This is a genomic window from Cellvibrio sp. 25HG11W-0, from assembly GCF_057815475.1.
On record NZ_CM174230.1, the window covers coordinates 2,853,060 to 2,866,657 of the forward strand.

Below are 13,598 nucleotides of genomic sequence, written 5' to 3' on the forward strand. Positions count from 1 at the left end.
GCGCAAACTAACAACCAGTAAAAGTGCACCCTCAACAATCCAAGCGTAAGTCTACACAACCTTTTTAAGCATTAATGCCAACTTTGTCAACAATTTACAGTTAATCATTAACTATTTTAGGGTTAAACTGAAAAACCGTGCGAGCCGCAAAGAATACACCTCCAGCGTAATTACCTTCAAAACCGATATATACGCCATTCATACATATCACCAACACCTTTTTGTTAACAATTAATAATTGACATTCAAAAGGAGTGCGCCGATTATACTTAAGCAAAGTAATGGGCACATGCTGGGTTTTTCAGCTGTTATAAATTGGCCCTTACTTTCACTTCGACCCTAAGACCCGTTTTGACGCTAATGCGACCAAAACAACAAGCGGATAAAAGACTAAAAAAGTAATACTCACTAGGAGAGCGTTGTATGGCGATGATTATTCAAGACCGTTTTAAATTAAAAGTGCTTTCGGCTGCTGTGATCGCTGCATCCAGCATTAACCTTTACGCACAAGATTCCGGCTCGATAGAAGAAGTTGTAGTAACCGGAATTAGAAGCTCACTCACTGGCGCAATGGAAACCAAACGTCAAGCCAGCGGTGTAGTCGATGCCATCAGTGCGGAAGATATTGGTAAATTCCCCGACACCAACCTCGCTGAATCTTTACAGCGCATCACTGGTGTATCTATTGACCGCAGCAACAATGAGGGCAATCAAGTAACCGTGCGGGGCTTCGGTCCCAGTTTTAATCTGGTGACTTTGAATGGCCGTCAAATGCCTAACTCATCTGCGTTGGATGGCACGCCTATCTCTCGCAGCTTTAATTTCCGTGAAATTGCTGCAGAAAGCGTTTCAGGAGTAGAAGTGTATAAAACCGGTAAGGCTCATGTAGCTTCCGGTGGATTGGGTGCAACCATCAATTTAAAAACAGCCAAGCCATTTGATTTTAATGAAATGGTTGCTCATGTCAGCGTGAAAGGAGTTATCGAACCCACCGTGGAAACGGGCGATGACGTAACACCAGAAGTTTCCGGCATGATTAGCAACACGTTTGCCGATGGAAAGTTTGGTGTACTCGCCTCCTACTCCTACGCAGAACGCAACTTCCATGTCGATCGTATCGGCACACAAAATGGATGGAGCCAAGGGTATCCCGGCCAACAAAATTCTGACACCAGCGCTATTGATACTGATCGCAATCCCACTAAAGCGACTTGGCGTATCCCCACTGTCGATTTGGAGAATGCCAACTACGAGCGCACCCGCCAAAACGGTCAATTGGTATTGCAATTTGCCCCAACCGACAACCTGATCGCCACTGTTGATTACACCATGTCACGTCTTGAAGAAGACGGCGCGATGAATCGCATGAGTTTTTGGTTTGATGATGTACAAACCGGCAAAGCTGATGCCAATGGCACCATCATTAACCCAGCGCGCAGCAACGATGAATTGAACTTTTGGGCCTGGGAATACGGTTTTAATACTGAAAATGATTCATTCGGTGTAAATGTAGAGTGGGACGTTAATGATCAATTGTCTTTCACTCTGGATGCACATGACTCAACCTCTCATGCGAACCCAGGTGCACAGCCTGCCGAGCGCATTGCCAATACCAAAAACCCGTTTGGTGCAGTGGATATCGCAGCGGATTTCTCTGGCAAATTGCCCAGCGTTTCCTATGACGATTCAGACTTACCCGGCGGCGCATACAACAAAGACAATATTGTCGGCGACTTGTATCAAGAGCGCGGTCATGAACTGGAAAATAATATTCAACAAGTTCAATTGCACGGCGTTTGGCAAAATGCCGATGCAGGTGCACTTACAGCGATTAATTTTGGTGTAGCACAAACCAAAAACACCGTAGATGTAAAAGATATTTACAGCGCTAACTTTGCGTTAAGCGGTATGGACCTAACCAATCTGGATCTCAGTTTTGAAACAGGTGATATAGGTTTTGAATATGTACCTGTATTTAGCGCCAATGAATTTATTGATTTGGTGTACGCGCAAAATCTGAATAACCCAATGAACTACGGCACCAATGGTATTGAAGAAGAAACTAACGCGCTTTATCTGTCATTTGATTTTGATGCAGAGTTTAACCAAATGCCGGTTAAAGCCAATGTTGGCCTGCGCTATGAAGAAACTGATGTTAGCTCCTACACCATCAGCAATCCAGTCGTAGGATTTAACTGGGTATCGCCGTTAGAAATGTCGAAGATTTACGCTGACGCAGAGCAATCAGATACGCTCACCGGCAATTACGATAATTTTTTACCTAACTTCGATTTAAGTTTAAATTTAACCGATGATCTGGTAACGCGTTTCTCGTACAGCAAAACTATTGCGCGCAGCAATATTGATGCAATGTATCCCGGTACAGATTTAGTCACGCACTTATCAACCGGTCCATTCAAAGCCAATCAAGGCAACCCGGGTTTATTACCGTTCGAATCCGAAAACCTCGACCTGTCACTTGAGTGGTACTACGGCGAAGGCAGTTATGTATCCGGTGGTTACTTCCGCAAGAAAGTGGATAACTTTATTGCTGTAGGCCAAGAAGACCGCATCATCAACAGCCCCAATGGCCCGCTGACTAACCCCAGCGCCAATCCGCGCCCTGGTTGCCCAGGTGGCTCAGTAGCTAACCCAACATCAGCCTGTACTTCACAACCTGGTGATCAAGCTATTGTCTGGGAAGTTTCCACACCACAAAACCTGAACGACTCTTTGGTTGATGGTTGGGAATTTAATGTACAGCACATGTTCGGCGACTCAGGCTTCGGCACCATTGTTAACTACACCATGGTAGATAGCGATGACAGTTACGACGTCTACAGTTTGGACAATGATTTGGCGCTACAAGGCTTGAGCGATTCAGCCAACTTTGTTGGTTTCTACGAAAATAATGGTTTCCAAATTCGTATTGCCTATAACTGGCGCGACAAGTTCCTCCTGTCATCCGGCAATGAACCCGTCTTTACTGCGGCCTATGATCAAATTGATATCAACGCAAGTTATGAAATCAATGAGAATCTATCCGTATTTATCGAAGGCTTGAACGTAACCGATGAAGCAACCCATCGTTACGGCCGTTGGACTAATCAAATTAAAGATTACGAGCAATACGGTTCTCGTTACAACGTAGGTGTACGTGCGAAATTCTAATTGTCAGTGTTTAACACCCAATTATGATTGAGTACAAAAAAGGTCGCCTACTATTGGCGACCTTTTTTTTAAAACGAAACAGATTAAATGGATAATAAAAACGGCGGTGCAAATATGACAAAAGCAATAAAATCCATTGTCATTGTTGGTGGTGGTGCAGCCGGTTGGATTACCGCAGGCACGCTCGCAGCCAAAATACGCAGCCAGCATAGCGAAGGCATTCAAATTAGCCTCGTAGAATCACCCAAAACACCCATCATTGGCGTCGGTGAAGGAACCTGGCCCACCATGCGCAACACCTTAAAAAAAATGGGCGTGCGTGAAACAGATTTTCTGCGTGAATGTAATGTGTCCTTTAAACAGGGGGCAAAATTTGTGCATTGGTGTACTGGTCAAAAAGACGATTTTTATTATCACCCTCTAGTATTACCGCAAGGCTTTTCCGAGATTAATCTTGCGCCCCACTGGTTAGTTAATCCACACAACCAATCTTTCTCCAACGCCGTCTGCGTACAAGAAACCCTTTGTGAAGCGGGCTTAGCGCCGAAATTAATTACCACACCGGAATATGCCGCTGTTGCAAACTATGCCTACCATTTGGATGCCGGTGCATTTGCCGAATTTTTAAAAAAGCATTGCACTACCAACCTTGGTGTCACCCATTTATTAGCCGATGTCATTCATGTTAATGCCGCCGACAATGGCGATATCACCTCAATTGCTACCGATACACAGGGCGATATTGCAGGCGATTTATTTATAGACTGCAGTGGATTTAATTCGCTGCTGCTGGGCAAACACTACAAAGTGCCGTTTATATCCTGTAAAGATGTACTTTTTATCGACACAGCCTTGGCAGTCCACCTGCCCTATGAAAATGACAACAGCCCCATCGCCTCGCACACCATTTCTACCGCACAGGATTCCGGTTGGATTTGGGATATAGGCCTGCCAAGCAGACGCGGTATAGGCCACGTATTTTCCAGCGCGCACACCAGCACAGAGCAAGCCGAAGAAAAACTGCACCAATACCTCAGACAACACTCCTCCAATACCGAACAAATTTCTGTGCGAAAAATTCCTATAACACCAGGGCACAGAGCAAAGTTTTGGGAAAAAAATTGTGTCGCTGTAGGGTTATCCGCAGGGTTTCTTGAACCGCTGGAGGCATCGGCATTAGTATTGATTGAAATATCAGCCGCGATGATTGCCGACCAACTACCAGCAACACGCCCCGCGATGGACATCATTGCAAAACGATTTAATGAAACTTTTTTATATCGCTGGCAACGTATTATTGATTTTTTGAAATTGCATTACACCCTTAGCAAACGCGACGACAGTGATTTTTGGCGAGACAATCGACGCTTAAGTAGCATTCCAGAAAGCTTGCAAGAGTTAATGACTTTGTGGCGCCACCAACCGCCTTGGCATATGGATTTTGATCGCGCGACTGAGGTATTTCCTGCTGCCAGCTATCAATATTTACTGTACGGAATGGGCTACACAACAGAAGCCAGCACTCTAGGTATGTCGCAACACAATCAACAATTAGCGCAAGTGTTATTCAACAAAAATGCAACGTTGTCGCAACAACTCAAAAGCCAACTTCCCAGCAACAGAGCGCTTATTAACAAAATTAAAAAATATGGATTACAGCCCGTTTAATGTGGACTTTATTATCCAATTACGATAGCGAGAACATATGAGCACTTCCATTGAAATACTGAATCACCAAACACACGCGCAACTGAAAGTGATTACTGAGCATGGTGCAGAATACGGTGAAAATATTAATAACGTTCCGGTATTGATCCATGAGCTAAAAAAATTACCCCATGAATACCCGCTATGTTTTATGAAAGACCCTGACACAGGTCAGTTTAATCTATATGCCCTATTAGGTTTTGCGCCTGAAGAGAATCTTTATTTAGATCAACACCGATGGAACGCCAATTACATTCCGCTCCACATCCAACGTCAGCCATTTATTGTTGGGCGTCGCCACGCTACTGAGAATACCCAATCACCCACCCCAGAACACGACAGTGATTTTATTAGCATCAACACTCAGAGCAAACGTATTAGCCACACGCAAGGAGAGTCGCTTTTTAATACCGACGGAACACCCACCGCTTATTTAAATTCCATCAATGAATTACTGAGTCAATTAACACCCAGTGAAACCATGACAAAAGTATTTATTGCACAGCTATTAAACCATCAGTTGCTGGAATCGGCGCGCATTAACATCGCGTTTAATGACGGATCAAGTTTTAGTTACGAAGGTATCTATACCATCAATACCGATAGATTGAATGGTTTAAGTGAAGTGGAAATCAACCGGTTACAAGAGCAACATTTTTTGGCTCCCATAAAATTTATTATCCAGTCCTTACAGCAATTACAACGTCTAATTGATTTTAAAAACAATCGCCTGCAAGGATTAACACATGAAACAGCTTAATGTAATTACAATACTTTTCCTGATGACCTGCACTATTGCTGCTTGCACCACAAAAAAATGGGATAAAAGTGAAGGTCACTTAGCGCCAGAACTCAACCAAGCGACAGGATCCATTGAGATTATTGACCCCCGTGCTTTACAGCTGATCGACCCAACGAAAAAAATCCTTATTCGTGCTGATGGATTTCGCTGGACTGAAGGGCCGCTATGGGTTGATGAATTGCAAGCATTGCTATTCTCAGATATTCCCAACAATCGCATTATGCAATATCAACCCGGCATAGGAACTCGCCTTTATTTAGAGCCCGCTGGTGCAACCGCACTCTTTCCCAATGACGATAACGGTGGCCCCAATGGATTATTACTCAATAAAAACAACGAATTGATTTTGTTGCAGCAAGGCGACCGACGCGTTGCACTTATGAACGCCCCGTTAAACCGCCCTGCGCCACAATACAAAAATGTTGCCAGCGAGTTCAAAGGAAAAAGACTCAACAGCCCTAACGATGCGGTGCTCAGCCGCAGCGGAAATTTATACTTTACTGACCCACCCTATGGCTTGGCTGGCGGCATGACTGACAAGCGTAGAGCCATTGAATTTCAAGGCATTTATAAAGTAACGCCCTCAGGGGAAACCGTACTGCTGGATGATCAAGTAAAGTCCCCTAACGGTATTGGCCTCTCAATAGATCAGAAAACCCTATACATCGGCGTGTCAGATCCAGAACATCCGCATTGGTTGGCCTATGACCTTGATGAGCAAGGAAATACATCGAATAAACGTATTTTTTATGATGCGAGTGAATTTAAAAACAACACCGAACACCAAGGTGTACCCGATGGAATGGCGACACATTCATCCGGCTTTTTATTTGCGACAGGCCCTGGCGGTGTTTGGGTATTTTCTCCAACGGGTGAAGTACTGGCAAAAATTCACACCGAAAAACTCACCGCTAACTGCACTCTTTCCAGCGACGAAAAAACCTTATATATCACCGCGCACGACACCTTAATGAGCCTGTCATTAAAATAATGTAACGCTGAAATTATTCCTATTTTCAATTTCCTTGGGGGCACCAAAAGCAACCATGAAAAATTTTATAAAACACGAGAGGAATCAACAATGAAGAGAAATCAAATACGATTTGCCAGACATATACTCGCCAGCACTCTGGCGCTCATGTCACTCGGCAGTGTCGCCAATCAAGATTCACCACTAGGCAGCATTGAAAATTTTGATCATTTTTCACTGACCAAATCCGTGGAAAATAACCTCAAAGCAAGTCTGATTACTGGGCAAGAAAAAAAATACGGCAAGGCACTTAAATTGGTGTTCGAGCCGCGCGAAGAATCCACTATTGAATTACCTACCCCCGCACAAGGCTATTGGAATTGGAGCTATGCAGGCGATTTAAATTTGTCGCTAGATGTGAACAATCCAGGCAGCCAATCATTTCAATTTTGGCTGACATTAATGGATGCAAAAGGCCGTAAACAAGAGCGCAGCGCAGTGATTGATGCAGGTCAATCAGCCCGTTTTTATGCCCCCTTAACCGGACGTGTTGCCAATGCACAAACGGGTATGCGCGAAACCCCACCAGCATGGCAAACCAGCGAAGAAAAGTTAGCTTGGCGCTCAGGTGATCGCGATTTTGATTTCACTAAAGTGACTAAAATTATTTTCAAAGCCTACGCCCAGTTTGAAACCAATACCTTAATTGTGGACAACCTTGAGCTGCGTGTTAATCCAGCCCAAGATCCGGAATATCTGGTAGGTATAGTCGATAAATTTGGCCAAGCCGCTAAAAAAGATTACCCCACTAAAATTCATTCAGAAAAACAATTAAAAGCAGCGGCAGATGCCGAGTTAGCCAGTTTGGCCAATGCCAAACAACCGGAAGACAGATCGCGTTTTGGTGGCTGGAGCAAAGGCCCTAAATTGGAAGGCACAGGTTATTTCCGCACCGCAAAAGTGGATGGCCGCTGGTGGATGGTAGACCCGGAAGGCTATTTGTTTTTTTCCAGCGCTATCGCCAATGTGCGTATGGCTAATTTAGAAACCATCACTGGTTATGACTTCAACGATGCCAGCGTGCGCAAAATAGATCCGGAAGAATTAACCCCGGAAGATTCGCGCGATATTATCCCGGTCGGTAAAAAATCATTGAACTCTCGTTTTCTCGCATCGCCACTGCGCCGTGAAATGTTTGAATGGTTGCCTCCCTATGATCACGCACTCGGCGAACACTATGGCTACCGGCGCACAGTGCACCAAGGTGTGATCGAACACGGTGAAGTGTATAGTTTCTACAAAGCCAATTTGGAGCGCCGTTACGGCCAAAGCTCACCCAATTCCTATATAAAAACCTGGCGCGATGTGACTCTGGATCGCATGGTGGATTGGGGCTTCACCTCATTTGGTAATTGGATTGATCCGATGTTTTACGACAACCAGCGCATGCCATTTTTTGCCAACGGTTGGATTATCGGCGACTTCAAAGTGATTTATTCCGGGCAGGATTATTGGTCACCACTGCCCGATGTTTATGATCCAGAATTTAAACGTCGCGCGCATTTGACCATCAAACAAATTGGTCGCGAAGTAAAAAACACACCCTGGTGTGTCGGTGTATTTGTGGACAATGAAAAAGGTTGGGGCTCGATGAAAAATGACCGCGCTCATTTTGGCGCTGTGTATTACGCATTAAGCAGAACCGCTGATGAAAGCCCTGCGAAAAAACAATTTACACAATTGCTCACTAAAAAATACAGCGATATAACAGCGCTAAACAACGCATGGGGCACACAGATCGAGTCATGGTCAAGCTTTGCCGCAGGCATCACTATGGATGAACTTAACGATGCCTCACGCGCAGACTTTTCTATGCTCTACGCCGACTATGCAGAAACCTATTTCAGCATTGTGAGTAGCGAAATTAAACGCGCCCTACCCAACCATATGTATATGGGTGTGAGAATCGCCGCCGAATGGGGTATGCCGGTTGAAGTGGTAGCCGCTGCAAAAAAATACAGCGATGTTCTCAGCTTTAATAATTATCGTGAAGGCATGCACCCAGACACCTGGGGATTTTTGAAAGATTTGGATTTCCCCACCATCATCGGTGAATACCACATAGGCTCAACCTCAGATACAGATTTTTATCATCCAGGATTAGTGATTGCTGCCGACCAAACCGACCGCGCAAAAATGTATGAAAACTACATGAATAGCGTAATCGACAACCCTTACATGGTGGGCGCTCATTGGTTCCAATATGTGGATGACCCAGTCACTGGCCGCGCCTACGATGGCGAAAACTACAACGTGGGCTGGGTAAGCAATACCGACATCCCCTATCAGCCCATGGTGGATGCTGCCAAACGGGTGAACAAATCACTCTATACACGTCGCAGTAAAATTCCGCCTATTCAATAAATAAAGTGTAGCCCTCAAGATTTAAACTTGAGGGCTACACTTTTTAGCCCTTACACTCCACTCTTTTATAGCGCCAAAATTAATTTAAAATAATAATTCTAATAAAAATATCGAACCCGAAAAAATCAGACCACTTTGTTGACAGTATACTATTGACATATAGATTTACCGAAATTATCCTGCCCACTTAAATAAATATAAATAATTTAAGTGTGTTAAAGGAATGAACAAACAGCTTTTTCGTCAACAAGCAATTGACTATCGCAAGCAAAGACTGCTTGGAGATGTTGTTTTGCTACCTCAACTATCCCATACGCTCATACTCAGCGTTTTATTGCTGTGGGTATTTGCTGTTTTTGTTTGGCTTTTCTTCAGCCACTATGCGCGCAAAGAAACCGTCGTGGGCTGGCTTGAGCCACCCGAAGGTATTATTCGTGTATATGCCGAAACCACTGGCATTGTTGAAAAGGTGTTGGTGTCTGAAGGTGAGCAGGTTGCGCAAGACCAACCACTATTGATGGTCAATGATTATCGAGTTCTTGCAAATGGTGAAAACTGGATCCATTTTTTTAATCACTTTAAGTGAGGCTTACGATGTTGTTTGATTTTTATATAACGCTAGTGCTACTTATTTTTTGGGGAGTAGGAACATTTGTAAATATTAGATTGAGAAAAATGGGTTTAGCAAGATACAAAATTTTTATTATTGTATTCAACATTATTTTTTTCATAATGATTCCTGTATCTTTAGTAGAGCATTTAAACAAATGGTCAGATGATAGTAATTGTCAATTTTTATGCCGCAAGCTCTTTTAAAAATTAAAATGGCAATATGTTAGTGGAGCCTGAAATTGTCCATAATTCCCGCTACGACGGGGATGATCCCCACCGCCAACATCGGACAGTTAACTAACATACATTTGTTGCCTCAAAGCGTTCAGGGCTAATAAAGCCAATAGCGCTGTGGCGGCGGTACCGATTGTAATCTACTTCGATATATTCAAAAATAGATTCGCGTGTTTGTTTTCCATTCAGTAGTGGCTCGCCGTGAATTAACTCAACCTTTAGTGAATGAAAGAAACTTTCCGCACACGCATTATCCCAACAATCTCCCTTGCGGCTCATGCTTTGTCTGAGCGAATATTTATTTAATAAATCTCTAAATGCATGCGATGCATATTGGCTGCCTCGGTCGCTGTGAACAATAACGTCTTGTGGAAATTTCCGTCGCCACAACGCCATCATTAATGCATCACAAACCAATTGAGCATCTATATTTTTACTCATCGACCAGCCAACAATTTTGCGCGAATACAAGTCAATCATCACCGCCAAATATAACCAGCCTTCAGTGGTCTGAATGTAAGTAATATCCGTCACCCATTTTTCATTAGGTCGATGCGCTGCAAAATTTCTTTCCAACAAATTTGGCGCAACTGGCAGTGCGTGATTGCTGTCAGTGGTAACTTTAAATAGTTTGGCCGCCTTAGCAATTAAACCCTGTATTTTCAGGCTTTTACTAATCGTTTTTATGTCGAGCGGATTATCTTGCTCCGCCAAATCATGAAAAATTCGTTCGGCGCCATAGCGACCTTTTCCAGCAACGAACGCTGCCTTTACTAACACGTCAATCGCTTCCCTTTGCTGCATGCGCCAACTGATCACCTCACGGTTATCTAGCCAGCTGTAATACCCACTTCGCGATACTAACAATACGCGCGCCATCATCGAAATTGAAAATAGCGCGCAATAGGTCAGCATAAACTCATAGCGATTTATTTTTGATGCTTCGCGAAGTAGGTAGCCGCCTTTTTTAGGATTTCTAGTTCCTCTGCTTGCTCTACCAGTTGGCGTTTTAGACGAGCATTTTCGGTTGCTAGCAGTGACTCTCTTTCGACACCAGTTCGGCTGTTGTTTAGTGCGCTGCGCCAGCTGTAAATTTGACTGGGGTAGATGCCCAGCTTTTCGGCGGCTTCTGCTACGCTAAGTCGCTCGGCTAGCTTTAGGGCTTCGCTTTTGAACTCAGCTGTATATCTTTTGTTCGTTTGCGGGGGTTGTTTCTTGCTCATGGATCACCTCTGGAGTAAGTTTACTCAGTTTCTAAGGTGTCCGATATTGGTGGAGGGGTTCATTGCCATAGTCGATGAGAAATCAAGACAGTACAAGCCTGCTCGACAAATTCGGATTGAAAAAAAAACCTGAGTTCAAATTGCTACCTACATTAGCAGGTTAAAAACAATTTAAGCTCAGGTCGATTTTTCTTGAATTAATTAGTTAAACAATAATGATTATTAACTTAACGAATATTTGATTTAAGCGCAGCAGTCGCTTCACGAATATTGTCTTTACGCAGTGCATCACTAATCGCTCTATGTTCATTAACGCAATCCACCGGCTTAGTGATGCGTTTGTAGTTCATGCGCATACGCAAAATAATCGGTTGCCACAAGTTAACTAGTTCTTCGCCGCCGGCTTTCATAACCAAATAGCGATGAAACTCCATATCAGCCTTCGTAACTTCAGTAAAATTTTCATTGTCAAAAGCATCCTGCAAACGATCCAAAATCGCATCTATCGCAGAAAAATCAGCTTCTTGCAACTTACCTTTTAAATTTTTAACTGCATGAAGTTCAATTTTTGTTCGGATATCGATCATTAGCTCTTGCAGCTCAGGCGAAAGAACGCTATTTACAGATACACCACAATTATTTTTAGCTACCAGCAACCCTTCTTTTGTCAGCTGCAACAAGACATCGCGAACTGGACCGCGCGATACGCCGAAACGCTCCGCCAAAGCAACTTCATTTAACTTAGCATTCGGTGCCATATCGCCAGCAATAATATCTGACCTGATTTGATCGGCAATTTGATCCCTTACCGGAATAATTTTTTTTGTTTCTTTCATGATCTGCATGACCTTTCGAAAATAGCCTTATTAGAGAATACTAGTAAGGCTAAGCTATTTGCAGACAATAGACAATAATCTAAACAATAACAGTGAGTAAAAATGACTATTTGTATCCAAAATTACTACTATTCACTGGTCAGACTACTGTAAAGCCTCAAATTAGCGATGTTAGTATTTCTCGCTCAAATAGACAGTTTTCTTTTCTAAGTATTGCTCCAGACCGTATTTACCGTCTTCGCCACCAGCGCCGCTCATCTTCCAACCATTATGGAAACCTTGATGCTGCTCGCCAATACCGCGATTTACATAGACCTCACCCACTTCCATTTCTGCGATAGAACGATGGATATAATTCAGGCTCTGCGTAAAAAGATACGCAGAAAGTCCGTATTCACTGTCATTGGTGTAAGCAATCGCTTCATCAATGCTGCTAATTTTCACGATCGGCAATATGGGGCCAAAGGTCTCTTCATGAACCAAAATATTATCTTGTTTCACATTCACCAAGACTGTTGGCTCGTACCAGTTACCCTGTTCAAAACCAGGCACTACCGCAGGCTTACCACCACAGGCTAATTCCGCCCCTTGCGCCAAACCTTTTTTTACCAAGCCATCAATCTGCTCAATTTCACGGCGATTAACCTTTGGCCCCATTTGCGTTGCAGGGTTCATAGGATCGCCCACTACCAAGGCTTTCACCTTAGGTACAAACTTGGCAACAAATGCGTCATATACTTTTTCATGCACATAGAGGCGCTCGGCGCAGGTACACACTTGTCCGCAGTTGGCAAAACGCGTCCAGAGCGCCTCTTCGGCCGCCAATTCCAAATCAGCATCTTCCATCACAATAAAAGGTGCTTTTCCGCCCAGTTCTAACATCACAGGGGTTAAATGCTGCGCACTGGCTTTATAAATAATTTGTCCGGCACGGGTACTACCGGTCATGGTAATTAAGCGAGTGATAGGGCTTTCGCATAAATGCTGCCCCACCACTGAACCAGAACCATTGACGATATTCAACACACCCGCTGGAATGCCGACATCATTGGCAATACGACCCAGCTCCAATGTTGTTAAAGGTGTTTCCTGAGTAGGCTTAATAACAATAGTGTTGCCCGTTATTAACGCAGGGCCAATTTTGCGACCTGCCAGTGCTAAAGGAAAGTTCCAAGCAGTGATCGCCACCACAACACCGCGCGGCACTTTGTGGATGTAGATTTTTTCATTGGGTTTATCGGAAGGCAAAATATCGCCTTCAATCGTGAGTGCATTGTCGCAGGCGTATTCGATAAACGTAGCCGTTGCAGTTACTTCACCGCGCGCCACATCGAGCAACTTGCCCTGCTCTTGCACCAACATAGTGGCAAGCAATTCAGTTTCATCGCGAATTGCCTGAGCAAATTTACGCAGCAATGTTGCACGGGCACGCGCGGTAAGGGCAGCCCAAGGCTTTTGTGCTGCCTGTGCTGCCTCTAATGCATCTTGAGCATCTTCTTTACACCCTTCCGGGATGCGGCCAATTTCAGCACCCGTACTTGGGCTGTAAACAGCAATATGTCCAGCCACTTTTGATGGCACATATTGGCCATTAATAAAATTGAGATCATTTTTCATGG

At 44.0% G+C, this 13,598-nt stretch carries 9 protein-coding genes; 6 read left to right on the forward strand and 3 right to left on the reverse strand.

What is annotated here, in order from left to right; genetic code table 11:
* The first annotated feature begins 423 nt into the window (after positions 1-423).
* The 6 genes from AC0KUT_RS12065 (at position 424) to AC0KUT_RS12090 (ending at position 9,660) form a co-directional block, all read left to right on the forward strand.
* Positions 424-3,171: a TonB-dependent receptor gene (locus AC0KUT_RS12065; protein WP_488830199.1), complete on the forward strand. Its 2,748-nt coding sequence runs from the start codon at positions 424-426 to the stop codon at positions 3,169-3,171.
* A gap of 114 nt (positions 3,172-3,285) precedes the next feature.
* On the forward strand, positions 3,286-4,839 hold the full coding sequence (locus tag AC0KUT_RS12070) for a tryptophan halogenase family protein (RefSeq protein WP_488835740.1): 1,554 nt from the start codon (positions 3,286-3,288) through the stop codon (positions 4,837-4,839).
* A gap of 37 nt (positions 4,840-4,876) precedes the next feature.
* The gene (locus AC0KUT_RS12075) at positions 4,877-5,638 is read left to right on the forward strand and encodes a SapC family protein (RefSeq protein ID WP_488830200.1); all 762 of its coding nucleotides are present in this window, start codon (positions 4,877-4,879) and stop codon (positions 5,636-5,638) included.
* Positions 5,625-6,671 (forward strand): SMP-30/gluconolactonase/LRE family protein, encoded by a 1,047-nt coding sequence (locus AC0KUT_RS12080; RefSeq protein WP_488830202.1) that lies wholly within the window; start codon positions 5,625-5,627, stop codon positions 6,669-6,671. Before AC0KUT_RS12075 ends, AC0KUT_RS12080 begins: the two co-directional genes overlap by 14 nt.
* A gap of 90 nt (positions 6,672-6,761) precedes the next feature.
* The gene (locus AC0KUT_RS12085) at positions 6,762-9,074 is read left to right on the forward strand and encodes a beta-galactosidase (RefSeq protein WP_488830204.1); all 2,313 of its coding nucleotides are present in this window, start codon (positions 6,762-6,764) and stop codon (positions 9,072-9,074) included.
* Between the two features lie 223 nt (positions 9,075-9,297).
* Positions 9,298-9,660 (forward strand): hypothetical protein, encoded by a 363-nt coding sequence (locus AC0KUT_RS12090; protein ID WP_488830206.1) that lies wholly within the window; start codon positions 9,298-9,300, stop codon positions 9,658-9,660.
* A gap of 323 nt (positions 9,661-9,983) precedes the next feature.
* Here the strand turns inward: AC0KUT_RS12090 and AC0KUT_RS12095 are convergent.
* The 3 genes from AC0KUT_RS12095 to aldA all read right to left on the reverse strand — a co-directional run bounded on the left by AC0KUT_RS12095 (position 9,984) and on the right by aldA (position 13,596).
* Positions 9,984-11,143 (reverse strand): IS3 family transposase gene (locus AC0KUT_RS12095; protein ID WP_488830207.1). Its coding sequence is split into 2 segments (ribosomal slippage): positions 9,984-10,891 and positions 10,891-11,143, totalling 1,161 coding nucleotides; the frame shifts between segments, so codons are not numbered across the junction.
* Between the two features lie 227 nt (positions 11,144-11,370).
* Positions 11,371-11,979 carry a GntR family transcriptional regulator gene (locus AC0KUT_RS12100; protein WP_488830209.1) on the reverse strand — a complete coding sequence of 203 codons (609 nt, stop codon included), beginning with the start codon at positions 11,977-11,979 and terminating at the stop codon, positions 11,371-11,373.
* A gap of 171 nt (positions 11,980-12,150) precedes the next feature.
* Entirely contained in the window at positions 12,151-13,596 is a 1,446-nt protein-coding gene (aldA, locus tag AC0KUT_RS12105; protein ID WP_488830210.1) for an aldehyde dehydrogenase, read from the reverse strand.
* Between the last annotated feature and the right edge of the window lie 2 nt (positions 13,597-13,598).